General features: G+C 53.3%; 24 protein-coding genes. 14 read left to right on the top strand and 10 right to left on the bottom strand.

Going from position 1 to position 25632, the window contains the following annotated elements; translation table 11 throughout:
* The first annotated feature begins 23 nt into the window (after nucleotides 1-23).
* Nucleotides 24-617: a Maf family protein gene (locus B3007_RS15060; RefSeq protein ID WP_301378660.1), complete on the top strand. Its 594-nt coding sequence runs from the start codon at nucleotides 24-26 to the stop codon at nucleotides 615-617.
* Between the two features lie 21 nt (nucleotides 618-638).
* On the opposite strand, the gene gspD is transcribed toward B3007_RS15060, so the two are convergent.
* The 4 genes from gspD to B3007_RS15040 form a co-directional block, all read right to left on the bottom strand.
* Nucleotides 639-2534 (bottom strand): type II secretion system secretin GspD, encoded by a 1896-nt coding sequence (gspD, locus tag B3007_RS15055; protein ID WP_068444636.1) that lies wholly within the window; start codon nucleotides 2532-2534, stop codon nucleotides 639-641.
* Nucleotides 2534-3415, bottom strand: a complete 882-nt coding sequence (locus B3007_RS15050) for a type II secretion system protein N (protein WP_301378662.1) — start codon at nucleotides 3413-3415, stop codon at nucleotides 2534-2536. The genes gspD and B3007_RS15050 overlap by 1 nt, the downstream gene beginning before the upstream one ends.
* Nucleotides 3416-3447: 32 nt before the next feature.
* Entirely contained in the window at nucleotides 3448-4227 is a 780-nt protein-coding gene (gene gspN / locus B3007_RS15045; protein WP_068435107.1) for a type II secretion system protein N, read from the bottom strand.
* Nucleotides 4228-4408: 181 nt separating this feature from the next.
* Complete coding sequence (locus B3007_RS15040) at nucleotides 4409-4795, bottom strand: GIY-YIG nuclease family protein (RefSeq protein WP_068444641.1); 387 nt, start codon at nucleotides 4793-4795, stop codon at nucleotides 4409-4411.
* A gap of 21 nt (nucleotides 4796-4816) precedes the next feature.
* On the opposite strand from B3007_RS15040, the gene trhA reads away from it, so the two are divergent.
* A complete protein-coding gene (gene trhA / locus B3007_RS15035; RefSeq protein WP_297531143.1) occupies nucleotides 4817-5485 on the top strand; it encodes a PAQR family membrane homeostasis protein TrhA in 669 nt (222 codons plus the stop codon).
* On the top strand, nucleotides 5482-5904 hold the full coding sequence (gene arfB / locus B3007_RS15030; protein ID WP_301378665.1) for an alternative ribosome rescue aminoacyl-tRNA hydrolase ArfB: 423 nt from the start codon (nucleotides 5482-5484) through the stop codon (nucleotides 5902-5904). The genes trhA and arfB overlap by 4 nt, the downstream gene beginning before the upstream one ends.
* Before the next feature lie 96 nt (nucleotides 5905-6000).
* Here arfB and djlA read toward each other — a convergent pair whose 3' ends face one another.
* Genes djlA through B3007_RS15015 form a run of 3 tightly spaced genes read right to left on the bottom strand, consistent with a single transcriptional unit; the run spans nucleotide 6001 to nucleotide 8533 of the window.
* The gene (gene djlA / locus B3007_RS15025; protein WP_301378667.1) at nucleotides 6001-6843 is read right to left on the bottom strand and encodes a co-chaperone DjlA; all 843 of its coding nucleotides are present in this window, start codon (nucleotides 6841-6843) and stop codon (nucleotides 6001-6003) included.
* Entirely contained in the window at nucleotides 6840-7511 is a 672-nt protein-coding gene (murU, locus tag B3007_RS15020) for an N-acetylmuramate alpha-1-phosphate uridylyltransferase MurU (RefSeq protein WP_349676352.1), read from the bottom strand. The genes djlA and murU overlap by 4 nt, the downstream gene beginning before the upstream one ends.
* Nucleotides 7512-7516: 5 nt before the next feature.
* Nucleotides 7517-8533 carry an aminoglycoside phosphotransferase family protein gene (locus B3007_RS15015; RefSeq protein WP_301378671.1) on the bottom strand — a complete coding sequence of 339 codons (1017 nt, stop codon included), beginning with the start codon at nucleotides 8531-8533 and terminating at the stop codon, nucleotides 7517-7519.
* A gap of 107 nt (nucleotides 8534-8640) precedes the next feature.
* On the opposite strand from B3007_RS15015, the gene B3007_RS15010 reads away from it, so the two are divergent.
* From B3007_RS15010 to B3007_RS14965, 10 genes are all read left to right on the top strand, one after another.
* Entirely contained in the window at nucleotides 8641-11103 is a 2463-nt protein-coding gene (locus B3007_RS15010; RefSeq protein ID WP_297531134.1) for an LPS-assembly protein LptD, read from the top strand.
* Nucleotides 11069-12373: a peptidylprolyl isomerase gene (locus B3007_RS15005; RefSeq protein WP_301378673.1), complete on the top strand. Its 1305-nt coding sequence runs from the start codon at nucleotides 11069-11071 to the stop codon at nucleotides 12371-12373. The genes B3007_RS15010 and B3007_RS15005 overlap by 35 nt, the downstream gene beginning before the upstream one ends.
* A complete protein-coding gene (gene pdxA / locus B3007_RS15000) occupies nucleotides 12370-13362 on the top strand; it encodes a 4-hydroxythreonine-4-phosphate dehydrogenase PdxA (RefSeq protein WP_068441642.1) in 993 nt (330 codons plus the stop codon). Before B3007_RS15005 ends, pdxA begins: the two co-directional genes overlap by 4 nt.
* Nucleotides 13359-14189, top strand: a complete 831-nt coding sequence (rsmA, locus tag B3007_RS14995; RefSeq protein WP_068441639.1) for a 16S rRNA (adenine(1518)-N(6)/adenine(1519)-N(6))-dimethyltransferase RsmA — start codon at nucleotides 13359-13361, stop codon at nucleotides 14187-14189. The genes pdxA and rsmA overlap by 4 nt, the downstream gene beginning before the upstream one ends.
* Nucleotides 14179-14556 carry a Co2+/Mg2+ efflux protein ApaG gene (gene apaG, locus B3007_RS14990; RefSeq protein WP_068441638.1) on the top strand — a complete coding sequence of 126 codons (378 nt, stop codon included), beginning with the start codon at nucleotides 14179-14181 and terminating at the stop codon, nucleotides 14554-14556. The genes rsmA and apaG overlap by 11 nt, the downstream gene beginning before the upstream one ends.
* The gene (locus tag B3007_RS14985; protein WP_068441637.1) at nucleotides 14556-15371 is read left to right on the top strand and encodes a symmetrical bis(5'-nucleosyl)-tetraphosphatase; all 816 of its coding nucleotides are present in this window, start codon (nucleotides 14556-14558) and stop codon (nucleotides 15369-15371) included. Before apaG ends, B3007_RS14985 begins: the two co-directional genes overlap by 1 nt.
* Nucleotides 15372-15382: 11 nt before the next feature.
* Nucleotides 15383-15700 (top strand): thiosulfate sulfurtransferase GlpE, encoded by a 318-nt coding sequence (gene glpE / locus B3007_RS14980; protein ID WP_068441635.1) that lies wholly within the window; start codon nucleotides 15383-15385, stop codon nucleotides 15698-15700.
* A gap of 311 nt (nucleotides 15701-16011) precedes the next feature.
* Entirely contained in the window at nucleotides 16012-17934 is a 1923-nt protein-coding gene (locus tag B3007_RS14975) for a PrkA family serine protein kinase (RefSeq protein ID WP_068441632.1), read from the top strand.
* Nucleotides 17935-17981: 47 nt separating this feature from the next.
* Nucleotides 17982-19256 carry a YeaH/YhbH family protein gene (locus tag B3007_RS14970; protein WP_068441629.1) on the top strand — a complete coding sequence of 425 codons (1275 nt, stop codon included), beginning with the start codon at nucleotides 17982-17984 and terminating at the stop codon, nucleotides 19254-19256.
* Complete coding sequence (locus B3007_RS14965; RefSeq protein ID WP_273091709.1) at nucleotides 19253-20758, top strand: SpoVR family protein; 1506 nt, start codon at nucleotides 19253-19255, stop codon at nucleotides 20756-20758. Before B3007_RS14970 ends, B3007_RS14965 begins: the two co-directional genes overlap by 4 nt.
* Nucleotides 20759-20792: 34 nt before the next feature.
* On the opposite strand, the gene B3007_RS14960 is transcribed toward B3007_RS14965, so the two are convergent.
* From B3007_RS14960 to B3007_RS14950, 3 genes are all read right to left on the bottom strand, one after another.
* The gene (locus tag B3007_RS14960; protein ID WP_301378679.1) at nucleotides 20793-21980 is read right to left on the bottom strand and encodes a flagellar assembly protein FlgT; all 1188 of its coding nucleotides are present in this window, start codon (nucleotides 21978-21980) and stop codon (nucleotides 20793-20795) included.
* 11 nt (nucleotides 21981-21991) lie between these two features.
* Nucleotides 21992-22597: an LPP20 family lipoprotein gene (locus B3007_RS14955; RefSeq protein WP_068441647.1), complete on the bottom strand. Its 606-nt coding sequence runs from the start codon at nucleotides 22595-22597 to the stop codon at nucleotides 21992-21994.
* A gap of 88 nt (nucleotides 22598-22685) precedes the next feature.
* Nucleotides 22686-23630, bottom strand: coding sequence for a DMT family transporter (locus tag B3007_RS14950; RefSeq protein ID WP_068441618.1), 945 nt, complete (start codon nucleotides 23628-23630; stop codon nucleotides 22686-22688).
* Nucleotides 23631-23998: 368 nt separating this feature from the next.
* Between B3007_RS14950 and traF the strand changes: the two genes are divergently transcribed.
* On the top strand, nucleotides 23999-25612 hold the full coding sequence (traF, locus tag B3007_RS14945) for a conjugal transfer protein TraF (protein ID WP_301378682.1): 1614 nt from the start codon (nucleotides 23999-24001) through the stop codon (nucleotides 25610-25612).
* Nucleotides 25613-25632 lie beyond the last annotated feature (20 nt).

The following is a 25632-nucleotide window of genomic DNA, read 5'->3' as shown; positions in this document are numbered from 1 at the left end:
TCTGCCCTCCAAGGAAACTAATCATGTCTTTTAATCTGCTGCTAGCTTCCAGCTCACCGTATCGGGCAGAGCTTCTTAAGCGTCTGCATATTCCATTCAGTCAAGCATCTCCAGACATTGATGAGACGCCACTTGCAGACGAAACACCCCAGGAGTATGTGTTGCGTCTGGCTAAGGAAAAAGCACGAGCATTACACACCCGTCATCCAGACAGCTGGATTATCGGCAGCGATCAGACCTGTGTAATCGACGGCCAGCCGGTGGGCAAGGCAGGTACAGAAGAAAAAGCACTTGGGCAGTTAAAGCGTGTTAAAGGCCAGAAGATCACTTTTCTGACAGGCCTCTGCCTGCTGTCACCAGCGGGCGATGAATACACGCTGACGGAGCCTTTTCACGTGCACTTCAATGATCTTTCGGATGAAGCCCTGAAACGCTACATCAGTATCGAACAGCCGTTAGACTGTGCCGGTAGTTTCAAAGTCGAAGGATTAGGGATCGCGCTCTTTTCAGCGCTGGAAGGACGGGATATGAACGCCCTGATCGGGCTGCCTATGATAGGCCTGTGTGAATTAATGCGTCAGGCAGGTTTAGAGCCACTGGCATTAGCGGAGGCCTGAGCCTCCACCCGCCAGCATGGATCACTTGTTCTGCATCGGCAGGCCTTTAAACAGGCGCTGCAGTTGCATGTCGGCTTCATCGATACCGAGTTCTTCAGAAACGGTAAACTCCCAGATGCCGTTAAATTTCTCGCGAGTAAGGTCTTTCGCTTTACCGCCATCACCAACGATCGTTGGGCGCAGGAACACCATCAGATTACTCTTCACCTGATTCACGCTCTTCGAGCGGAACAACCAACCCAGCAAAGGAATATCGCCCAGCAGCGGCACCTTGCTGACAACTTCGCGTACGTCATCACGAATCAACCCACCCAGCACGATGGTTTCGCCATCATCAGACAGAATCATGGTTTTGATTGAGCGCTTATTCGTGATCAGGTCGGCACTGCCCGCGACGGTCGTGTTTGAAACCGACTCCGCAGTTGCTTCAACTTCCAGACGAATCGCTTCACCATCATGAATGTGAGGAATCACTTTCAACGTCACACCCACATCCTGGCGGTCAATGGTCGTGAACGGGTTTGTGTTGGTGCTTGATGCCGTCTGGCCAGTCACGAACGGAACGTTCTGACCGACAACAATCTCAGCTTCCTGGTTATCCAGTGTCATGATGCTCGGCGTTGAGAGCAGATTGGTTGAAGAGTTACTCTTCAGCGCCTGAATAATCACACCAAAATCAATATCACCACCCGACTCTTTAAAGCCACCAATGGTCAGGCCTTGCCCAACGGCAGAAGCATAGTCACCTGTGGCCACACCGGTAGCAATGGTCGCAAGGCCCGGTCCAGCGTTGTTGAAATTCGTGCCTGCAACCGGAGAATCCAGATCACCACGTACCCACTGAACACCAAGAGCATCGCTGGTATCGCCAGTTACTTCAATAATTGCCGATTCGATCAGCACTTGTGCACGACGCACATCAAGGGAATTTACCAGCTCCTGTACTTCTTTCAGGATGGAAGGCTCAGCACGGACAACCAGAGCGTTCAGGTCTTCGTCGGCATGAATACCAATATCACCTTTAACTTTCGCTTCGTCACCAGAACCTGACGCTTCACCCATCAGGTTCTTCAGCATTTCCGCCAGCTTGGTTGCGTCGGCATATTGCAGGCGGATCACCTGAGCGCTGCCGCTGAAATATGACGGCTGGTCAAGCTGTTCGATCAGACCACGAATACGTTCACGCGCCGTTTTCTCGCCCTTGATAATCAGGCGGTTACTGCGCTCATCGGCAACAACACGAATGCTGCCTGCTGTATTGTTGTTATCCGTCGTGCCCTGCGACACCTTAGAAGGATCAAGGCTCTGCAGCATGGTAACGACATTGCCCACCCAGGCTTCTTTCAGTTGAACCACTTCCAGTTCTTCTGAGCCGGAACGGTCCAGTCGGTCAATAATTTCTTCGATGCGGTTAATGTTGATCGCATGGTCAGAGATGATCAGTGCATTCGCGGATTTCACGCCAGCAAGGTGACCGTACTTGGCCACCAATGGACGCAGAATAGGCACCAGATCCAGCGCCGGCGTATTCTTGATCATAATGACTTTGGTCAGCAGCTCCTGACTGTCGACCGCCGCACGTTCTTCAAGGCTGCGGCCGGCCTGCTTCACATCATTCTGCTGAATGACCAGAGTGACATCGCCCGCAGGAACAGCAGCGAGGCCATGGATCTGCAACACGGATAAGAAAAGCTCATACACGCCTTCCTGATTCATTGGCTCGCTGGAGAGCACACTGACTTTGCCCTTAACCCGTGGATCAAGAACAAAGCTCTTACCAGTAATATCAGCAACCTGACTGATGAATGCCTCAATATCGGCATCCTTCAGGTTAATCTGCCAGCTTTCCTCTGCTTGCAGCGGCATAGCCATGCCTGCCATCAGCAACACGGCTATCAGCCAACGTCTGAGCAACATCAGTTCCGAGCTCCAAAACTCTGATTAATCATAAAACGACTATTACCGCGCTGAACTTCAATCTGCGCACGGCCTTCCTGCATCACCTGATCAAGTAACGCCTGATCAGACGACGCGTCTCCCAACTGCTGCCCGTTAATAGAGAGCAGCACATCGCCGGGTTTCATACCGGCTTTCAATAATATTGAGCTGTTATCAACGCGATAACCTTCACCAACGCCCACAGATTCAAGCCCCAGCCCCTCAATAACGGCTTCTGGTGACTCCGTTGCCGCTTCGCTGGCGATACCCATAAAGTCTGATGGGCGACGGATACGGCTGAAACGATCACGAAGCTGAGATGCGCGTTCTTCACGGACCTGACGCGGCGCTGGTTCCGGTGCACGGGCAGAAACACCAACACCACGCGCTGAGAATTCTTCGAACTTGAGAGTCTCCAGCTTACCCGCGGTATCAAGAATCACTTTATCGGGATACACACCTGCCAGTTTGGTTCGGCCCTGAACCACATCACCCACACGGTAGAAGTCACCCTTCCCGCTTTTCTGAGCAATGATCGCACTCGACATTTCGGCCGTGCTCGATTGCATGACACCCAGAAGTTCGAGGCGTAGGCGGGTATCCGGTGCATCCACTTCTTTTACCGCCACGACGGGCTCGGCACCGACTTCACCAAATAAGTGGTATTGCGCAGCACTCACCTGAGGAGTTTTAGCGGCAGAGGACTGCCCTGCCACAGGTGCCTTCAGTATAAGTGGCTCGGGCGCCAGCACCATCCAGAAGATCTTCGCCAGTAGCCAGGCCGTCAACAAGGTGAGCACAACGTACGCAAGGCGCTTCGCCCAGCGTTGCCACGGGGTCAATTCAACTGACTGATTCACTACAGCGACCATCGTTTATCAAAGCGCTCAGGTTATAGAAACTTCTGCGACACTTCAAAAATAACCGTGTCTGCATCTGCTTGTTTGTCAGGCCAGCTCTGACCTGCAATATCCACGGCACGACGCAGTACTGTCATGCCCCCCCAACCGTCTTCCTGAAGAAATAGCTGCCCAAGAGGTTCACCATCGGCTGTCGCCACAGGCACAGTCACTTTAGGCCCGTCCATAACGATGTTCGCCACCAGCATCGGGAGTTCAGTATCAATTGACTGGCGCTCTACGCGTGCACGAAGCTGACCGCCCGAATACACCAGCTGTCCGGAAATATCGTTGATGCCCTGATCGGCAATGGAGATATCTGCATTGAGGCGGCTCAATTCAAAGCTGCCATCAAGATTCGCCCGTGCCTGCATTAACAGAGGCGCCAGTGCCGACGAATCCAGATAACCATTCAGATCTTCAATAATGACGCGTTCAGGCAAGCCTGCGTATAACCCTGTTGCCAGTGCTGCACCTGTCAGGCGAATGTTTTCGCCTTCGGCGTTGATAGCCAGGTCTGCGTTGCCGAGCAGCAGCGACAGCGGGCTTAATTCCCAGTCAGCGGCAATCGTGCCAGCTTGAGGAACACCAACGTCTGCCCGCCCCTGCCACAATGTGCCAGTCGGATTCTGAATCCGCACAGGCAAGTCCCGGGCGTAGGGCTCGGCGTATTTCCAAAGGAAGTGGATAGGTGTGGTAGCAACCACTATCAGGATGAAAGCCAGCAAACCAAGCAGTATGTACCACTTTGCTGACCATACGGCACGCAGCATAATTTTTATTCTGTCCTTGTTTCCGGTCGGACATTCTACCAGCAGGGGATGTAAATTTAACCTGACTTCAAACAGATGGCGTAAATAATGGTCAACCAGCCTGTGTATTCAGACACAATAAGAGCAGGTTAACAGGGTTTTATGACAGCCGTGTAACAAAAATGTCTTTTTTGATCCGGCTTCAGGAGCCCCCGATCAGTTCAGCCTCGGGGGTTAGTTTGAGCTTAAGGGAGAAGGCACGATCACCACTGATCAGCCGCAGCTTCTGAGGGCGGGACAGTTTCTTCACCTGTCTCTCAGCCCGCAGCGCATCTCCATGCGCACCAGCGACCGCGACGAAACGCAAAGCCAGTGGCCCTTTGCCCCTCAGAAAACGCGCGGTGCGGCGACCATTACTGCAATGCTCTTTGAAGCGACGGCTTACATCCAGCGTGATCCCGCAGTAGAGATGCCCGCTGGCGGTTTCTATCAGGTACAGATACCAGAGGTCGGTTTCGTCGACGCTACCGACTTGATCCATCGTTGTTTTCTCTGCCACCGCTTTACCGTATGGTGTGCCGCAACTCATAAGTTTTTACCGGACAACCGCATGCATTCTGTTTTCCGTGATCCTATCAGTGGCCTTACCCATCTGGCCGGGGCTGTTTTTGCCATTGTTGCACTCGGTATTCTGATGGCAAGAGCCGCGATGTACGGCGAAGTCGTACATATTGTCTCATTCGCAGTTTTCGGCGCAACACTGTTTCTGATGTTTGCAGCCAGCGCTCTGTACCATCTGATTCACGCGTCAGAGCAGGTGATTCTCTGGCTCAAACGCATCGATCATATTGCGATCTTTCTGTTAATTGCCGGCACCTACACCCCTTTCTGCCTGATCCCTTTGTACGGCAATACCGGCCTGATCTTACTTGTTGCCGTCTGGAGCTTAGCGCTTGCAGGCATCGCTCTGAAGCTATTCTGGATTTCAGCGCCACGCTGGCTATCAACTCTGATCTATGTCGGTATGGGCTGGCTGGTCGTGTTCGCGTTTGAGCCAGCAATGACGCGCGTACCCGAAGGTGCTTTATGGTGGCTGCTCTTCGGTGGCATCGCCTACTCTGTAGGCGCCATCGTCTATGCGCTGCGCTGGCCTGACCCATGGCCACGCTGGGTCGGATTCCACGAAATCTGGCATATCTTCGTCATGGCTGGCGCTTTCTGCCACTTCTGGGCCATCGCCTTCCACCTGTCTCATGTCCCGGTAGGGGCTGGCGTATGAACGCGAACGGACTCTACATCAACCACAGAATTACCATCCCCTGGGCTGAAGTCACCCTGAAAGCTATACGGGCACAGGGAGCGGGCGGTCAGAACGTGAATAAAGTGGCTTCGGCCATTCATCTTCGTTTTGATGTGCGACGCTCGTCGCTACCTGAGGATGTGAAAGAAGAAGTGCTCAAACTGGATGACCAGCGCCTGACACAGGACGGTACTATCATCATCAAAGCGCAGCGTTTCAGAACACAGGAGAAAAATCGGGAAGATGCCCTGCAACGGTTACAGCAGCTGATTCGCTTTGCTCTTCAGAAAGATAAGCCCAGAGTAGCAACACGACCAACGCGTGCGTCGCAACGCCGGAGAGTCGATCAGAAAGTTCAACGTGGCCAGGTCAAAGCCTTGCGCGGCAAAGTTCAGTAGCAGGGTTCAGTAGCAGGGTTCAGTAGCAGGGTTCAGTAGCAGGGTTCAGTAGCAGGGTTCAGTAGCAGAGTTCAGCAATAGCCCCGCAGGCTGCCATTACTTACTGGCTCGCCGGTGCTTACGAATAATCGCATAGGCGCTCTGGATCTCCTGCGCTTTCGACTTAGCACGCTCAAGCTCTGCCGCCGATACTCCACGAGCGACAAGCTTATCAGGGTGGTACTCACTCATCAGGCGGCGGAACGTCTGCTTCAATTCTTCGTCAGAAACATCCGGCGCTAATCCGAGTACATTGAATGCACGCCGTACCTCACGACTCATCATCAATTCAGGACGACGCGGTTGAGATGTCTGTTGCGCGCGCTCCTGAGGCCGCGCTTTTTTCTCCCAGTCTGTCGAACCCTCGCCCCGGCTCAACCACCAGTAAAAACGGAACGGGGGAATGCCAAACGCTCTGCCAACCTGCTTCAGTACCTTGCGCTGCGCACGTTTTACCCGGCCATCTGCACGCGCTACCTTGACCAGTAACGAGAAGAAGACCTCGTGCTGGTTCGGCGGTAATCCAGCTTCCAGCGCTTTCAGATCACGCTCCAGTCGATAACTGCTCTGCTTACCCTCACCAAACAAACGAATGGCCAATGCACGACGGTCACCGGTCATTCCCAAGGCTTCGATCACGGCTTCGGCGGCGGCAATTTCTTTTTCGCTGATGCGACCATCCGCTTTAGCAAGATGCCCCATCACACGGAACAGAGCACTCATATGCTCCTGAGCCATTGGGCCTGCCGGACCACTGCGCGCCTTTTCAGCCAACCTGTCTAACAGGTGTCCGGCAATCGCACCAATCACCAGCCCGAACGGTCCGCCAGACAACAAACCAATGGCTGCACCCGACGCTTTTCCTACCCAGATACGATTGCTATTCGCCAACGGTTTCAATCGTCACCACCGTCTTGGTTAAGTAAATCGTTCTCCAAAGTCTTCAGTCGCTCGGGGGTGCCGACATCGACCCATCGGCCATTCATCAACTGACCTGCAAGCCGGTCCGTCGTCATGGCCTCTCGCAACATGGGTGCTAGTGGATAGGCGCCCGCCGACGCGGATGCCCATAATTCAGGTTTGAGGACGCTGACCCCACTGAACGTCAGTTGCTGCTCATTGACCACCCGCCCGGCCTGCAACGCAAAATCGCCCTTCGGATTATGATCCGGGTTATTGACCAGCCAGAGGCAACCAAGGTCAGTTTCATTCAGCTCATACTGAGCAGCCTCGGTGTAATCCCAGTCGGTCCAGACATCACCATTAATAAGCAGAAAAGGCGCTGCGCCAAGAAGCGGTAATGCCTGATAGACACCACCACCGGTTTCGAGTGCGTCGGCTTCTGCGGAGTAGCGAATAGTCAGCCCCCACGCGCTGCCATCCCCCAGGTGCTGTTCAATCTGTTCTCCCAACCAGGCGTGATTAATCACCACCTCTTTAATACCTGCCGCAGCAAGCTTCTCAAGATGGTGCACGATCAGGGGTTTACCACACAGAGGAATAAGCGGCTTAGGACATGTGTCCGTAAGCGGGGCCATTCTGGTACCTCGACCTGCCGCCAGAATCATTGCCTTCATGACAGGCCTTTCTCCATCGCTGGCAGAAATCGTTCGTCGAGCCACTGACAGAAAGCCGAGAATTCATAATACCGCCCTGCGACTTCGCGCAGATACACGCAGGTATTAGGGATATCCGCCAGATAACCTGCCTTACCATCACGAATATTAAGGCGGGCAAAGATACCCGCAGCTTTGAGGTGTCTCTGCATACCCATAAGGTCAAACGCTCTGGAGAAGGCGTCGTACGGCATATCCAGCACGCCCGCCAATGAGGCTTTCTCGTAGTAGTAGGCGGTCAACTCGTCAACGATCTGGTGTGGCCAACGCACATAGCAGTCACGTAATAGCGACACGAGATCGTAGGTGACAGCCCCCTGAACAGCATCCTGAAAGTCGATAACACCCAGGGCACCATCTGCACAAAGCATCAGATTCCGTGAGTGGTAATCACGATGCACGACCACCTGCGGCTGAGCCAGCGCTGAATCAACCAGAATATCCGTAACATCAGCCATCAGTCTGTGTTCATCGGCCGACAGAGACAGCGAAATCTGACGTTCGCACAGCCAGTCGGTGAACAGAGAAATCTCCTGACGCAGCAGTGCGGCATCATATACTGGCAACTCACCGGCCTTGAGTTTCTGGATGTTGATCAGCTCATCGATAGCGAGTTTGTACAACGCAAGTACGCGTTCATGGTCGGCACCATCGTGAAGCGCCGGCCAAAGCAGTTTATCGCCGAAGTCCTGTAGTAACATGAATCCCTGAGCGATATCTTCGCCTAAAACTGCGGGCACATTCACACCCTGCTCTGACCAGCTGCGAGCGATCGCAATAAACTTAGGGTTATCTTCTTTCTCTGGAGGTGCATCCACACAGATCCAGCTGGAATCGGCGCCCGTCAGTCGAAAATATCGACGAAAACTGGCATCGCCCGAAACTACTGACAATTCTGCGGTCAGATCTTCACCGGTAAGTTGCTGAATCTGATTTACTGCCCAATGCGCAAGGTTGTCCCTTCGCTGATCCATGCTGGCCTCTCGGTGTCAGTCGTTCTAGAATTGGACCCCAGAATTGGCGCCCTGATAAGCCGCTAAAGATAACACACTTCATTCCGGAATCGCGCCTGCTGCCCTACATGACTGACCTGAACCGAACATCTCAGTATCTACTCCTGTACTTTCGCCTGTACCTGCGCCCGCGCTTGCATCTCCCGTGCCTGTATCTATTGCTACCTGCGCTCGCCACCGGCCTGAGCCACCACGCATTGGCCGACTCTGCTGGGCAGTTCAACTATGAAGCCCTCGGCTGGACTCCAAGATCGCAGCTCCCGGCGGAACAGGCTGAAGCGCTCCCGGAGTTCTGCACAGGTGCCTACGTTGTCACCACACCTGTGGCTCTCGATACCGACCGGATTGAAGCAGAAGCCGATCAGGGTACTTTAACCCGTGCCGGTGAAATTGAACTGAACGGCGATGTTGTATTTCAGCGACGCGATCAGCTTCTCAAAGCTGACTACGCGCATTGGTTTCCTGAGCAACAGGTGGCTAATTTCACGGGCAATGTGTCCATTACCTCACCGGGCATGACGCTAGGCGGCGACAACGCTCGTATCGACGACGCACAGGGCGACATAGAACTGAACCACAGCGCCTGGGTCATTGCCGACCGTCACCTGCGAGGAACCGCTGAACAACTGGGATCCCCCCAGGATCAGGTACTGGAAATGAAAGGGGCGACTCTGACCTTCTGCGAACCCGGCCACAACGACTGGGACATCGCAGCCAGCGAACTGCGACTGGATCAGAACGAAGGATTTGGTACGGCGTGGCACACTCGACTCAGGGTCGCCGAGGTACCGATTCTGTACATACCGTATTATCGCTTCCCGATTGATGACCGGCGCCTCACCGGCTTCCTCGACCCGTCACTGTCTGTGAACGGCATGGGTCAGGCGGAAGATATTCAGATTCCTTTTTATCTCAATATCGCACCCAATCTGGATGCCACCATCACCGCCCACCACGTGCTTGACCATGGTTTGTTGTGGGAGAACCAACTACGACACAAAACGGCGCTTTTCGGTGATGGCGAGCTGAATTACGGCATCCTCGCAGACGACGAAGAAACCGGCGAAGAACGTTCTCTGGTGAATTACTCACAAACGGGTCGCTGGGGCCGTCACTGGAGCCACGAATTTCTCTACAATAATGTCAGCGATGAGGACTACTTCTCCGACATGAACCCGAGTGCCTCTGTGTACCGGGCTTCCCACCTGCCTAGAAGGGGCCTGGTTCGCTACGATACAACACCGGTAAAGGCGACTTTCCTGGCTGAGAGCTTCCAGACGACGGACGAAGACATCTCGCTCAGCAACCGTCCGTATCGCCGCCTGCCTCAGGTCGGCCTGACACTCACGCCAACACTAGAGTCAGGTTGGACGCTGAAGCAAACCGTGCAGGCCACCCGCTTTAACCGTGAAAGCTCCGCCGTGATCGACGGTAATCAGCAGACGCTCAGTGGTCGCGCCGCTCTTAACGGTGATCGTTTTCTGTCGGACACCCGCATCGCCTACCCGATGACACAGCCATACGGTTTCTTAACGCCTGCACTGGATTACCGCTATCGCAGCTACCGGCTTTACGATGCAGAGCCTACCGACGACGATGAAACGCCAACGTTCGGAGCACCGCGCGTGACCCTCGACGGCGGCCTCTTCTTTGAACGTGAAACCAGCGCCTTCAACACTGACTACATTCAGACTCTGGAACCTCGCGTGCTGTATGCGTACAGCCCCTACCGGGGCGGTCAGGAAGATATTCCGGCCTTCGATACCAAAGCCACCAGCGTCACCTACTCAAGTTTATTCAACGGCGACCGCTTTACTGGCGGTGACCGCCTGGCCGACCTGAATCAGATCAGCACCGGTGTCACAACACGCTATATACGCGACGATGGTCTGGAGCAGTTCAGGGCTGGCGTAGGTCAGATCTGGTATTTCCGCGATCGTGAAGTGAACATCAACGAGACCGAAAGCGACTACCTTGAGCGCCATACATCCAGCACCCTGGGCGAAGCGGAATGGAACCCAAACAACGACTGGACAGTCTTCTCTTTTCTCGAGTGGGATTCGCATCAGGACTACTTCCGTCAGCAACGCTACGGTGTCCGCTTCCGTGATGAAGCGAATCATATGTTAAGCCTCAGCAATACACGCACCGAGAGCCGCGACCCTGACACTGAAACTAGCTACAATACGCACCAACTTGATGCCAGTGCGTTCTGGTCTCTGAACGATCGTTGGGCGCTATTTGCAAGGCAGCTTCGTGATCTGAAACACTATGAGACGGGAGAACGTCGCCCGGAAGACCCGGTTCTGGAGTCTCTGGCCGGATTCGAATATCAGAATTGTTGCTGGCGAGCACAATTCACCTATCGGGAAAGTTCACCCCGCAGCTCAGGGGAGTTCTCAACCGAAAAACGTTACGGCTTTATGCTGAGCATTCAGTTAAAAGGTCTTACCACACTGGGCAGCGGCACCGACAGCCTCTTGTCTGAAAGCATTTATGGATACTCAAGACGCCAATACCATGACTATTAAGCACCTGATTTTTTCTCTTCTGGCAATGACTGTCAGCGCCTTACTCCATGCAGAGCCTCAGTTGATCGATCGAGTGGTGGCTGTTGTCGATGACGACATCATCATGGAAAGCGAGCTAGAACAACGCATCAAAACGGTGGGTGTTCAGAGTAATCAGAACGAATTACCAGAAGCAGACACCCTGCGCGAACAGGTACTCGAGCGCATGATCACCGAAAGCGTGCAATTGCAGGTGGCGGATCGTGCCGGCATCCGCATCAGTGAGTCGCAGCTGGATGACGCGATGGGACGCATCGCAGCGCAGAACGGTATGAGCCTGGCCGAGTTTCAACAGGCCATGACCAGCGAAGGCGTATCTTTCGCCTATGCCCGTGAACAGATCCGCAATGAAATGCGCATCAGCCGGGTACAGCAGTATCAGGTGGGTGAGCGCATCCAGATTACAGATCAGGACATAGATTACTTTCTGGCCTCTGATATCGGTCGTATCGCCTCGGCCGCAGAATACAAACTTCGCCACATTCTGATTTCAGTTCGTTCTGGTGCCGCACCACAGGAATACAAAGAAGCTGAAAGCAAAGCAGACAAGCTTGTGGCAGCGCTACGCGATGGCGCTGATTTCGGCAAAACTGCCATGGCCGAATCCCAGGGACGTACAGCCTTGAATGGCGGCGACATGGGCTGGCGTAAAGACGCTCAGCTACCATCCATTTTCGCGGACATCGCGCCTGAAATGAGCGTCGGCGATATCTCAGATCCAATCCGCACCGCCAGTGGTTTCCACATTATCAAGCTTGAAGACAAGCGCGGCGGCAACTCTCAGCTGATTCAACAGGCTGAAGTAAGACATATTCTGATTACCCCGAATGAAGTGCGCGATCAGGATCAGGCCCGTGAACTTATTAATCAGATTTATGAGCGCCTGAAGGCCGGTGCAGATTTCGCAGAGCTGGCTCGTGAATACAGTGATGACCCCGGCAGCGGTGCCAGTGGCGGTGACCTTGGTTGGGTCTCTCCCGGCGACATGGTGCCGGAATTTGAGCAAGCGATGGACGTAACACCAACCGGTGAGTTAAGTACGCCAGTGCGCAGTCAGTTTGGCTGGCATGTGCTTCAGGTGACCGACCGTCGTGAAGCCGACATCGGTGAAGAAGTGCAGCGTAACCAGGTGCGCCAGATGCTCTATGGGCGCCGCTTCGAAGAAGAACTTCCTATCTGGCTGCGTAAAATCCGCTCAGAAGCCTACGTCGATATCAAGGAACAGCCGTGAGTCTGCGCCTTGCCGTAACGGCGGGAGAGCCGGCCGGTATCGGGCCGGACCTCTGTGTTCAGATTGCCCAGGCTAAGCTGTCGACCGATCTTGTCGTTATCACAGACCCGGCCGTACTGGCCGACCGCGCAGATTCGCTGGGTCTGCCCCTGACTCTGCATACCTTTGGTGATGCCGGAGCGCAGTCGGGTAATGGTCACCTGACCGTCTTTCCTGTCACGGTCAATGCACCAGTCAGCGCAGGCGTTCTCAACAAAAAGAATGGTGCCTTCGTGCTAGAAACCCTGCGCATCGCAGCGGAAGGATGCCTTGATGGTCGCTGGGATGGCATAGTGACAGCACCGGTTCACAAAGGGGTTATTAACGAATCCGGCGTTCTTTTCAGTGGCCATACTGAGTATTTCCGTGATTACTGCGGCGTTGAAGAAGTCGTTATGATGCTCGCCACAGAAGACCTACGGGTCGCTCTTGTTACCACCCATCTACCGTTAAAAGATGTCGCCGATGCCTGCACTGGTGATCGCATTCAACGTGTCAGCCGGATTCTCAACAACGACCTGCAGCAATTCTTTGGTGTGGCTGCACCGCATATTCTGGTAGCAGGCCTGAACCCGCACGCGGGTGAAGACGGCCACCTGGGTCGCGAAGAAATCGATACCATCATTCCTGCCCTGAATGCACTGCGGGAAGAAGGGCTCAACCTGACAGGCCCTCTGCCTGCAGACACTCTGTTTACCCCCAAGTATCTGGATAACGCCGACGCGGCGCTGGCGATGTATCACGATCAGGGGCTGCCTGTTCTTAAATTTCACGGCTTTGGCCGGGCTGCCAATATCACCTTGGGGCTGCCCATCGTCCGTACCTCTGTTGATCACGGCACCGCGTTAGATCTTGCTGGCACAGGTAAGGCTGACAGCGGTAGCCTGCACACCGCTATTCAGGTCGCCACTCAGATGGCAGCCAACCGCAGAAAGGAAATAACCCAATGAGTAAACACACACCCAAAGCCCATGGCCACAAGGCCCGGAAGCGCTTTGGCCAGAACTTTCTGCACGATCAGCACGTAATCGGAAAAATCGTAAAAGCGATCAGCCCGAAACCGACGGATTGTCTGGTAGAAATCGGGCCAGGGATGGGCGCACTGACTGAGCCGCTGCTGGAAACCTCTGGCAAGCTGGACGTGGTCGAGCTCGACCGCGATCTGATTCCGATTCTGCGTACTAAGTTCTTTAATTATCCGGATTTTCGTATCCACGAAGGCGACGCCCTTAAGTTCGACTTCAATACAATTCTGGAGCCGGGCCAACGCCTGCGTATTGTGGGCAACCTGCCCTATAACATTTCGACGCCGCTGATTTTTCATTTCCTGAGCCACCATAAAATGGTTCAGGACATGCACTTCATGCTGCAGAAAGAAGTCGTCGAGCGACTAGGCGCAGTGCCGGGCAACGGTGACTACGGTCGCCTGAGCATCATGGCGCAGTACTACTGCAAAGTAGAACCTCTGTTTATTGTCGGGCCGGGCGCATTTAACCCGCCACCTAAGGTCGAATCTGCCATTGTGCGCATGGAGCCATACGAAGAGCTGCCGTTTCCGGCAAAAAACCACAAGATACTTGAGCGCGTAGTGCGTGAAGCCTTCAGTATGCGACGCAAAACTATCCGCAATACATTGAAAAATCTCATTGATGCCGCCACCCTTGAAAGTATTGGTATTGATACTGGCCTGCGCCCAGAGAATCTGACACTGGAGCAATACGTCACCATTGCAGACAAGGTTGCAGAGCTACTGAAGGAGTCATCCGATGAAGCTTGAAGACACCGTCAATGTTGAGGTGGAAACCGAATACCTCGAAGAGCAGTCACTGCCAGAAGATGACCGCTTTGTATTCGCTTACCACATCAGCATCACCAACCGCGGTGATCAGGGAGCAACACTGCGGACGCGCCATTGGTTCATCGCCGACGGCAATGCCGATGTTCAGGAAGTAAAAGGTGAAGGCGTTATTGGCGAACAGCCTACCATTGAGCCCGGTGAGACCTATCGCTACTCATCAGGATCAGTCCTGCAGACACGCGTCGGTAGCATGCGCGGCTACTATGTGATGGAAGCGGACGACGGCACCCTGTTTCATGCGACCATCCCTGTATTCACCCTGGCTCTACCCAACGCACTGAACTGATGGCTACCTACGCGATTGGCGATCTGCAGGGCTGTTTCGAGCCGCTACAAAGACTGCTCAGCGAAATACGTTTCGACCGTAATAACGACCACCTGTGGTTTGCAGGCGATCTGGTTAACCGTGGCCCGGAGTCGCTGGAGTGCCTGCGCTTTATTCAGCAGTTAGGGCACAGAGCCACCGTCGTACTCGGCAACCACGACCTGCACATGCTGGCCTGCTACTACAGTGATCGTAAAACCAAGGGCGGCGATACACTGAAACACGTATTCGAGGCACCGGATGCCGGTTTTCTGATGGACTGGCTGCGGCATCAGCCTCTGGTTCATTACGATGCTGCGCGCAATTGGTGCATGAGCCACGCGGGGCTGCCACCTATGTGGTCAGCACGCAAAGCCCGCCGTCTTTCACAGGAAGTTGAATACATTCTTCAGAACGACTGCAAAAACTTCTTTCAGGGCATGTATGGCAACCAGCCAGACCTGTGGGACAAAAGTCTGACAGGCATTGACAGAATACGCCTGATCATCAATTACTTAACACGTATGCGCTTCATTGACCAGGAAGGCCGCCTCGATCTGAAAACCAAAGAAGGTGCCGGGAGTTCACCCCAGGGGTTTATCCCCTGGTTCAGACATCCGCAGAGAAAATCAGCGGATACCCGGCTGGTATTCGGGCACTGGGCCGCTCTGGAGGGAAATGCCGATGTGCGCAATGTATGGGCTCTGGACACAGGCTGTGTCTGGGGTGGCTCCCTCACGGCATTGCGCCTTGAGGATCAACTACGATTCAGCGTGCCCGCGCAGGCTGACAACTAAGAGAGACCCCAATGAACTTTGAACGAATTAATATCGCGGAAGCCAAATCTCTACTCGACGAGCCTGATGTGCGGATTGCCGACATCCGCGATGCCCATAGCTTCAATGATAATCACATTAAGGGCGCAGTAAACGTCGATAACGACAACCTGCCAGAGTTCATGCAGAACACACCGAAAGACGCTCCCCTGATCGTATGCTGTTACCACGGCAACTCAAGCCAGGGCGCCGCTCAGTTCTTTGCTGCTCAGGGCTACACCCGCGTATTCAGCCTCGATGGTGGTTTTGAAATGTGGAAAATGGCCGTTCCTGAATTGTGCGCTCGTTGAGCGCATCTCTCCCGCTTTTCCCATCCGGTAAATATCCCAGGAACACACAGCAGAAGAGGTAGGCTGTTTTTCTGATCTTGTGTGCTTTTATCTGGCTTTTCTGTCAAATCGTGTCTTTGATCACATTGGTCGACCAATAATGCTGCATGCCGGCACAAGCTGTGCATACTGAATATACGACGTCAAAGAAATATAAATTCTCTGGCCAACAACAACGAATAAGGGACATACTGGTCCCAGACATAGCAATTTTTTTACAGGGTTTTATGTAACGGAAACACATATTCGGACAGACCGATAAGGGGTGAACCATGAGCGTATTCAGTCGTTTCCAGGAGCGCTATCGCGACACGCAGGAAGAGGTAATGAGCCTTCAGGACTACCTTGAACTGTGCAAACAGGATCCCACCGTTTATGCCTCCGCGGCAGAAAGAATGCTAATGGCCATTGGTGAGCCAGAAATCATCGACACCTCCCGGGATCTTCGTCTGAGCCGGATATTTTCCAACAAAGTCATCAAGCGCTACCCAGCCTTCTCTGAGTTTTACGGTATGGAAGACGCCGTCGAGAACATTGTCTCCTATTTCCGTCACGCTGCGCAGGGGCTCGAAGAGCGTAAGCAGATCCTGTATCTGTTAGGCCCGGTCGGTGGCGGTAAATCATCTCTCGCCGAACGGCTGAAAGAATTAATTCAACGTATTCCTTTCTACGCCATTAAAGGTTCACCTGTTTTTGAGTCGCCCATGGGGCTGTTTGACCCCAACGAAGATGGGGCGATTCTGGAGGAAGACTACGGCATTCCACGCCGCTATCTTGGCAAGGTTATGTCTCCGTGGGCCGTCAAACGCCTCCACGAATTAGGCGGTGACATCAGTAAGTTTGAAGTCGTAAAACTTTACCCGTCCATTCTCGATCAGACTGGTGTGGCCAAAACCGAACCCGGTGACGAAAACAACCAGGACATTTCATCCCTGGTCGGTAAAGTCGATATCCGCAAGCTGGAAGACTATGCCCAGGATGACCCGGATGCTTACGCCTATTCAGGCGCACTCTGTCGTGCCAACCAGGGGCTGATGGAGTTTGTCGAGATGTTCAAGGCGCCTATTAAGGTGCTCCACCCATTGCTGACAGCGACCCAGGAAGGCAACTATAACGGCACCGAAGGCATGGGAGCGATTCCTTTCGAGGGCGTCATCCTCGCTCACTCAAACGAATCCGAGTGGCAGGCATTCCGGAACAATAAAAACAACGAGGCTTTCCTCGACCGTGTTTATATTGTGAAGGTCCCCTACTGCCTGCGCGTTGATGAAGAAATAAACATCTACAAAAAACTGCTGGAGCATTCGTCACTGGCTGAATCGCCATGCGCACCTGACACCCTGTCGATGTTGGCCCAGTTCACTGTACTTTCGCGCTTAAAAGTCCCCGAGAATTCCAGCGTCTACTCAAAGATGCGAATCTATAACGGCGAGAATCTGAAAGACACGGACCCGAAAGCCAAGTCGATTCAGGAATACAAAGATGGAGCTGGCGTCGATGAGGGTATGAGCGGCATCTCCACCCGCTTTGCTTTCAAAATTCTCTCCAAGGTATTCAATTTCGACTCAACCGAGGTAGCCGCCAACCCAGTGCACCTGATGTATGTCCTTGAGCAGGCGATTGAACAGGAACAATTCCCTGAGGAAACGCAGAATCGCTATCTGAACTACCTGAAGGAATACCTGGCCACCGAGTATGTGAACTTTATCGGTAAAGAAATTCAGACCGCGTACCTCGAGTCGTATGCCGAATATGGTCAGAATATCTTTGATCGTTACGTCACCTATGCCGATTTCTGGATTCAGGATCAGGAATATCGAGACCCGGAAACCGGTGAAATGCTCGACCGAGTATCGATCAATGAAGAACTCGAGAAAATCGAAAAATCCGCAGGCATCAGTAACCCGAAAGATTTCCGCAATGAAATCGTGAACTTCGTACTGCGTGCACGTGCCAACAATAATGGCAATAACCCCAGCTGGCAGTCCTACGAGAAGATGCGCTCCGTTATCGAGAAGAAAATGTTCTCGAATACTGAGGATCTTCTGCCGGTCATATCCTTCTCCGCAAAATCTTCGAACGAAGATCAGAAGAAGCACGACGACTTCGTCGCGCGTATGACCGAGCGCGGCTACACCGAGAAGCAGGTTCGCCTGCTTTCTGAGTGGTATCTGCGCGTTCGTAAGTCACAGTAATTGTCTGCGGGCACCTGTTCGCTGGGTGCCCGCTGAGAGAGGGTTGAATGTCATATATTATTGACCGACGCTTGAACGGAAAGAATAAAAGTATGGTCAACCGCCAGCGTTTCCTACGGCGCTATCGCGGCCATATCAAAGACGCAGTGCAGGATGCCGTAAACCGCCGTTCCATCACAGATATGGATCGCGGCGAGCAGATCAGTATTCCCACCAAAAATACGCACGAACCGCGCATCGGCCATGGACAGGGGGGCCGACAACACCGCGTATACCCAGGCAATAAAGAGTTCAATACCGGCGATGAACTGGAGAAGCCACGAGGTGGAGGCGGTGGCCAGGGTAGCGGACAGGCCAGTAATCAGGGCGAAGGCGAAGAAGACTTCACATTCGCCATTACCCGAGAAGAATTCCTGAATTATCTGTTTGATGATCTGGCACTGCCTAACATGGTGAAGCAGTCTCTTGCGCGCACTAAAAACTTCAAGACCCGTCGCGCTGGCTTTGTCTCTGAAGGCACACCAAACAACCTCTCGGTGGTAAAGTCGATGCGCAACGCCCATGCCCGCCGCATCGGAATGGGCGCTGGTAAGCGTCGCAAGTTAAAAGAACTTGAGGCTGCATTGGCTGATGCAGAAAACCGTGGCGACTCAGGTGCGGTTGCAACACTGAAAGCCGACATCGCTGATCTTCAGCGTCGCCTCAAGAAGATCCCTTTCCTTGACGATATTGACCTGCGCTATCGCAACCAGGTCAAAGTGCCCATGCCTACCAGCAAAGCCGTGATGTTCTGTCTGATGGATGTCTCGGGCTCAATGACGCAGGACGTCAAAGACATGGCTAAGCGTTTCTATCTGCTGCTGTATCTTTTTCTGGAGCGCAATTACGAACAGATTGAGATTGTATTTATCCGCCACCACACCAGTGCCAAAGAGGTAACCGAAGAAGAGTTTTTCTATTCGCGGGAGACAGGCGGCACCATCGTTTCCAGTGCCCTGAAACTGATGAATGAGATCGTAAAATCACGCTACGACGAAAATGAGTGGAATATCTACGCAGCTCAGGCATCGGATGGCGATAACTGGGATGATGACTCCCCTCAGTGCGCTGAAATCCTGCGAAACGAACTTCTGCCAGTAGTTCAGTACTTCTCATACATTGAGATTACGCCGCACAACCATCAGGCGCTTTGGGAAGCCTACCAGCAGGTCGGCAGTGAGTTTAAAAAGAACTTTGCGATGGCTCAGATCCGCGGTCCTGAGGATATATTCCCGGTATTCCGCGAGCTGTTCTCAAAAGAACAGTATGAGGAGGCAATATGAGTAACTACATATCCACCGATTCGGACTGGACCTTTGCACTCCTCGAAGAATACGACAGCGAAATAGCGCGCGTCGCGGCCCACTATCGGCTCGATACTTATCCGAATCAGATCGAAGTTATCAGTGCAGAGCAGATGATGGACGCTTACTCGTCGGTCGGTATGCCAATCGGCTACAACCACTGGTCCTACGGTAAGCAGTTTCTTGCTACTCAGAAAGGTTATCAACGCGGTCAGATGGGGTTGGCGTATGAGATCGTCATTAACTCCAATCCCTGTATTGCCTACCTGATGGAAGAAAACACTCTGCCGATGCAGGCACTGGTGATTGCTCACGCCTGTTATGGGCACAACTCATTCTTTAAAAATAACTACCTCTTCCGCACCTGGACGGATGCGGGCTCCATCATTGATTACCTGGTGTTCGCCAAAAATTATGTACGAAAATGCGAAGAGCGCTACGGTCAGGATGAAGTTGAGCAGGTTCTTGATGCCTGCCATGCTCTGCAGAATTACGGTGTCGATCGCTACCGCCGCCCCAAGCCAATTTCTGCGGCCGAAGAACGGATGCGTCAGGAAGAGCGTGAAGAAATCCGCCAGCAGCAACTGAACGATCTCTGGCGCACCCTTCCAACCAAAAAACAGAACGGAGATGCAGCCCAGAAGAAACGAAAATTCCCGTCAGAGCCGCAAGAAAATATTCTGTACTTTATTGAAAAAAATGCGCCTTTATTACAGCCATGGCAGCGTGAGCTGGTGCGTATCGTTCGTAAAATATCTCAGTACTTTTACCCACAACGTCAGACTCAGGTCATGAACGAAGGCTGGGCTACTTTCTGGCACTACACACTGCTGAACCATCTTTACGACGAGGGAAAAGTTAACGATGGTTTTATGATGGAGTTTCTTACTTCACATACCAACGTGGTGTATCAGCCTGGATTTGATTCACCCTATTTCAGCGGTATTAACCCCTACGCACTGGGCTTTAATATGTTCCAGGACATTAAGCGTATATGCGAAGACCCTACCGATGAAGACCGCGAGTGGTTCCCGGATATTGCAGGAAAAGACTGGCTGGATACTCTGCACTTTGCCATGCGTGACTTTAAAGATGAGAGTTTTATTCAGCAATTCCTGTCACCCAAGCTGATGCGCGACTTTCACTTGTTCTCTATTTACGACGATGAAGCGGCAGATCACTATCGCGTTGATGCGATTCATAACGACAGCGGTTTCCGCCGGTTAAGAGAAACCCTCGCACGCCAGTACGACCTGTCAGTGCGGGAACCGAATATTCAGATCACAAACGTTGATATTGAAGGCGACCGCTCAATCACCCTGAGGCACACGCAGCAGGATGGAATGCCACTCGCCGGAGATACGTACGAAGTGCTGAAGCATATTCACCTGCTCTGGGGCTTTGATGTTCATCTGGAAAGCTGGGATGGCGATAAGATGCTGAAACGGATGAGCTGTCCGTCGATATCAGTAGAACTTTGATTTATTGCACTGACTCAACAGCCGGGACCATCACCTACCAGGCAATCACCATATCATCACGCTGAATCGCTAAGCGCTCTGCAGGGCCGCCCAGCTCAGCAATAACAAACTGTGGCTGCACTTGCTTAACCACGGCTTCGGCGGCCATATCAGTCAGTTCAGTGCGCGGCTCCAGATCCAGGTTGTACAGAGTTCCTGTGCGATACACTTTTAATGTATCCCCCGGCCGTAAACCAGCGGCAGCACTTGCTTCTATGTGTAGACGATTGCCGCGCGCCCTGACTATCCGGGCCATAAAAGGCTGGCAACGCAACATTTCGTCAACATCACCGGCTGCTCGCTTGAGAATATCAGCCACTTCAGTGCCGTAAGACGTCGCCCAGAACTGCGGCGTAGCAAAGCCGGTTTTCTCATTTCGCGGCGCTTCCCACTCACCTTCTGTGCGGTATGAGCGCTGGAACAACATGGCGCCACTGAGCCCGTCATGAACAAACACATCCATGACAAAATCACGCGTCGGCGCAGTAGGAAACCCCATCAACCGACTGGCAAATCCGCTTTTCTGTGGTGTATGCAATGCCAGATCACGAATCACACCGGACACCACATATTGAGCACCAAGCTGCGTCGCCAGCGCCACAGAGGTTGTCAGACGCTGCTGAGCGGTTTCTGCTGACGGCGCACGCCGAGGATCCTGATAGAGGCTGATCCGGGTTGCGTCGAGCGCGTGCACGCCACCACCTGAATTGAGCTCCGCAGCAAGCCAACGCGGCAAGCCCTGTTCAATATTTTCTAATCGCCCCAACGTAGCCTGCTGTGGCTGCGCCAGTCCGAAACCGGCAACGGCCACGGCTTTCCGGTAACTCTGTACGGATGCAGGACACAAGGCCGCTTCGTCGACGTCCGCACGAATTGTGACTTCGTACATGCCGTTCACTGTGTCTTCACGCAGGATCTCAACATCACTGACCTGCGAGCGGGTCGATACGCGTACAGTGTCTGTACTGACGACGCCTTTCTCCATCAACTGCATTCCGCTGATCTGTGCGCCTGCCTGTAAACTGGCCTGATGCAGCGCATCTTCCATCGCCTGCTCTCGTGCATACGACAGTGCTCCTTCAACCGGAGCACGACCAGTCACCTGCACTACTTCGGCCTGAGTATGACCAAACGGGAGTGCCAGCAGTCCGACAAGTAACGAAGATAAACGGAAGCGTTTCATAACAAAATCCCTTACTCGATGAAGTAGAAGCCGCTTTCAGGCACAGAGGCTTCGCCCTGAACACGGTTACGCTGGCTCGCAGCAAACTGCTGAGCATCTCGCCCACCAAGAGGCACCCTGCAATCCACGTTAAAGCGTTGGTTGTCCATCGTCTGCAGGCAGTTACGGAAGCCCTGATCGATGATCATCTCAAGTACGGTTTCTGCACTGCCATCTGGCATCAGGTCAGTAGAAACTACCCGCGCACCATGCATATAGGTTTCTACATAGCTGCGAAACCTGTCGTTCTGTACGACCATATCGCGCACGGTAGTGCTGCCCTGAACCGAGGTACCGTATACCCGCTCGGCCATGGCCCTGTAGGCATCCATTTTGGACGCACGAATGGCCATCAGGCGCTTCTGAACCGACGACTGCTTAGCGGCGTCATCAATAGCGCCGTAGCCGACAACCCGGAGCACCATAGGCGCAACAGGGTCAATTTCCTGTTCGACGGGCTTAAAGAATTGCTCAGGTGGTGCACTGGCATTGCCCTGATCCAGAACCGGTCCGGCACAGGCGGTTAACAATCCTGCAGAGAGCACCAGGGCGCCTGCGGTTACACATTTCAGCTTCATATCTGACTCCATACCAGCAGCAGGTGGATCACCATCCACCCCTGACTTGTTTTGCTATAAGACGGCTATCGGCCGATATGAAGAAAAGTTAAGACGATTGACGCTCACTTTTTTGTACTGACTTTGTAACCGCAGGATAACGACCAGCGACCAGTGCTCTTAACCACCGGTCCGGTGAGCGATGCCATTGGTACACAGCCAGCGATGCGAGCAGTATGGCGGCACCGGCAAAGCTCTCCCACTGCAAGCGTTCACCCCGCAACAGATAACCCCAGAAAATAGCGAGGACAGGTGCAACCAGCGTGATCAGCGTCACTCTTGAAGTCGGGAGCTGCCGCAGAATATAAAAGTAGAGTACAAAGGCGAGCAGCGAACCACAGGTAATCAGATAGCCCAGCGCAGCAAAAGAAATGACATCCTTTTCTTGCGGAATATGCACACCGAAGAAGGGGACCGTACAGAGATACAGCAACCCCGACACCCAAAGCGTGCCGCTCGTCTGAACCATAGGATGAATCCCTGCTCCAACCTGCTTCACCCAGACCGCGCTACCAGCGAAACACAATACCGACACCACACTGCCTACAATGCCGCGCCAGGCCAGACCGTCCATAGAAATGCGTGCCGACACCACCAGCGCCAGTCCCGCCAGCGCCATTACCAGAGCAAACGAACGTACAGGGGTGAGTTCACGCTCACGCAGAACAACATAAGCCAAGGCACCCGACAGCATGGGGGAAAGCCCATAAATCACTGAAATCAATCCCGATGGAATATGTGCAGCCCCCCAGTACACCGACATCATCGCGCCATAGATCCCAAGACTGCCGCCCAGATAACTCTGCAATGCCTGTTTATTGAAGACGAGGCGCTGGCGCATCAACCAGACCAGAGGCAGGGACAGTAAGGCACTGACCCACATACGCAGACTGACGGCCGTAAAAAAATCGAGCCCGTTCTGGCTGAATTGAATTGCCACTGGCGTGGTGGACCAGATCAGTACCACCAGAAGATACGCCACTATAATTTTCATAAGTCACCTATAGCCTACCGGGCTCTACCATGAACCCTGGGTGTGTTTTGGCAACACAGCGACCAGAAACAAAAAAGGCCGCATCAAGTGCGGCCCTTTGAGAATAATCCATTAACAGTCAATCATTCTCCGGCCCCACTATTGTCACAACGGGCAATACGACACACGCGCACGACCATTCGCAGCGCTGCTGGCGCCGCGAACATCTTCGCTGAGAAATGTGTCAGTTGTGAAAACACAGAGTGATTCCGAAAAATTAAATTGCTGTTACGAAAGATTACGCACGACTTTTACGATTCGCAACCGATTTCTGAAATTGCATCTAGTATTAATTGCATCCGTACTCACGTATTCCTGAGGATGCTCACATGTTAAAACGCTCTCTTCTTGGCAGTGCTGTGCTGCTCGCAAGCAGCTACGCCACAGCCACCCCTTTTATGCCGATGGATGCCCGAGGTCTGGCCATGGGTAACACAGGTGTTGCCAGCGCAAAATTAGCGCACGCGCCTGCCTACAACCCATCACTGTTATCGCAGGCAGAAAGCAGCGATGACTTCGCGCTTATTTTCCCGCAGATCGGGGTGAACCTGGCGGACGAAGCAGGCCTCGAGGATGAAGCAACCCGACTCGATGACGACATCATCCCACGCATTGACGCCGCCTTCGAAGAGCGCGGTGCCAGCGATCCGGTGAACTTCAACAAAGCCGTTGAAAATATGACCGCGGCTGCAGAACAGCTGGGTGTTCAGATCGAATCAATGGATGATGTTGATGGTCGTACCAACGCTGAAAAAGCGGCCGACCTACGCGCCGACAACCAGGCGTTTGGTGACAGTATTTCGGCAACGAACACCGAGCTTCAGGAAGTTGAGTCTGCCACTGATGACATGATCGACAGCTTACGTACTATCTCCGGTGACCCTCTACGCGGGCGCTTGGGTATTGGTGGCGCAGTCGCGATTCCGGGTAAAAAACTGGCAGCGGCTGTCAGCTTTAAGGCCGACGTTAACGCCTCAGCTCGCATTCTGTTCAGTGGCAATGACGCCAACCTGCTGGGTGCCTATGTGCCTGCTGCATCCGGTTATCTCGAAGCCTCTAATGGTATTACTGACAGTGTTGACGACCTGGCCGACGAAGTAGAAGGCGGCACCGCAACTACTGCAGATCTGAATAACACAAAGAGTGCCGTTGATGAGGTAAACACCTATACCTCCGACCCAGTGCAGACTGCTGGCGGTAATATCAGTATTTTTGAAAACGGTGAGATCTCGAACGCAGCATCCGATCCATCGTTTGATTCACAGTATGAAATCGTAGCCATTGGCATTGCCGAAGTGGGCCTGAGCCTGTCTCGTGAGTTTATGATCGCCGACAAGCCTGTGGCCATTGGTATTACACCTAAGCTGCAACAGGTAGCGACTTACCACTACGTTGGTCAGGTGGACGAAGAAGACAACGCACCTGACGTTGAACTCGAAGATTCTGAGCGCACGTCTAACCACATCAACCTGGACATCGGTACCTCCTTCTACGTCGATCCACAGGAGCGCCTGCGTGTCGGTATCGTTATTCAGGACCTGATCAGCAAAGACTTCGAATACGCAGAAGTTGCAGTAGACGGTGATGCGGACGGCGAAGTCGCCGCCGGCGGTAAAGTAAGCCTGAAACCGAAACTGCGCGCCGGTGTTGCCTATACCCGTGATTGGTACAATCTAGCCGCAGACCTCGACCTTACCGAAAACGAAGCTCTGGCATTTGAAGATCCAACACAGTACCTGTCAGTCGGTGGTGAAGTCGATCTGGCGGGCTGGGCTCAACTGCGTGCTGGTTTACGAACTAACCTCGCAGGTGAGAGCAATGTTGTTTCACTGGGCGCGGGTGTATCACCTTTCGGTGTTCACTTTGACCTGGCAGCGATGATGGACATTTCTGATCCAGAAAAAGAACTGGGCCTGGCTCTGGAAACTGGCTTCTACTTCTAACGCCAGCGACATCCCGGTAC

It is taken from the genome of Thalassolituus sp. UBA675, assembly GCF_002297765.1.
GTDB lineage: Bacteria > Pseudomonadota > Gammaproteobacteria > Pseudomonadales > Oceanobacteraceae > Thalassolituus.
The sequence above is the reverse complement of the archived record's forward strand: the minus strand, read 5'-3'. Positions and strand labels throughout refer to the sequence as shown.

Coding starts and splice junctions, on each gene's coding strand:
- B3007_RS15060 (WP_301378660.1), top strand. CDS start 24: ATGTCTTTTAATCTGCTGCTAGCTTCCAGCTCACCGTATCGGGCAGAG.
- gspD (WP_068444636.1), bottom strand. CDS start 2,534: ATGTTGCTCAGACGTTGGCTGATAGCCGTGTTGCTGATGGCAGGCATG.
- gspN (WP_068435107.1), bottom strand. CDS start 4,227: ATGCTGCGTGCCGTATGGTCAGCAAAGTGGTACATACTGCTTGGTTTG.
- B3007_RS15040 (WP_068444641.1), bottom strand. CDS start 4,795: ATGAGTTGCGGCACACCATACGGTAAAGCGGTGGCAGAGAAAACAACG.
- trhA (WP_297531143.1), top strand. CDS start 4,817: ATGCATTCTGTTTTCCGTGATCCTATCAGTGGCCTTACCCATCTGGCC.
- arfB (WP_301378665.1), top strand. CDS start 5,482: ATGAACGCGAACGGACTCTACATCAACCACAGAATTACCATCCCCTGG.
- murU (WP_349676352.1), bottom strand. CDS start 7,511: ATGATTCTGGCGGCAGGTCGAGGTACCAGAATGGCCCCGCTTACGGAC.
- B3007_RS15015 (WP_301378671.1), bottom strand. CDS start 8,533: ATGGATCAGCGAAGGGACAACCTTGCGCATTGGGCAGTAAATCAGATT.
- B3007_RS15010 (WP_297531134.1), top strand. CDS start 8,641: ATGACTGACCTGAACCGAACATCTCAGTATCTACTCCTGTACTTTCGC.
- B3007_RS15005 (WP_301378673.1), top strand. CDS start 11,069: ATGGATACTCAAGACGCCAATACCATGACTATTAAGCACCTGATTTTT.
- rsmA (WP_068441639.1), top strand. CDS start 13,359: ATGAGTAAACACACACCCAAAGCCCATGGCCACAAGGCCCGGAAGCGC.
- apaG (WP_068441638.1), top strand. CDS start 14,179: ATGAAGCTTGAAGACACCGTCAATGTTGAGGTGGAAACCGAATACCTC.
- B3007_RS14985 (WP_068441637.1), top strand. CDS start 14,556: ATGGCTACCTACGCGATTGGCGATCTGCAGGGCTGTTTCGAGCCGCTA.
- glpE (WP_068441635.1), top strand. CDS start 15,383: ATGAACTTTGAACGAATTAATATCGCGGAAGCCAAATCTCTACTCGAC.
- B3007_RS14975 (WP_068441632.1), top strand. CDS start 16,012: ATGAGCGTATTCAGTCGTTTCCAGGAGCGCTATCGCGACACGCAGGAA.
- B3007_RS14970 (WP_068441629.1), top strand. CDS start 17,982: ATGTCATATATTATTGACCGACGCTTGAACGGAAAGAATAAAAGTATG.
- B3007_RS14965 (WP_273091709.1), top strand. CDS start 19,253: ATGAGTAACTACATATCCACCGATTCGGACTGGACCTTTGCACTCCTC.
- B3007_RS14960 (WP_301378679.1), bottom strand. CDS start 21,980: ATGAAACGCTTCCGTTTATCTTCGTTACTTGTCGGACTGCTGGCACTC.
- B3007_RS14955 (WP_068441647.1), bottom strand. CDS start 22,597: ATGAAGCTGAAATGTGTAACCGCAGGCGCCCTGGTGCTCTCTGCAGGA.
- B3007_RS14950 (WP_068441618.1), bottom strand. CDS start 23,630: ATGAAAATTATAGTGGCGTATCTTCTGGTGGTACTGATCTGGTCCACC.
- traF (WP_301378682.1), top strand. CDS start 23,999: ATGTTAAAACGCTCTCTTCTTGGCAGTGCTGTGCTGCTCGCAAGCAGC.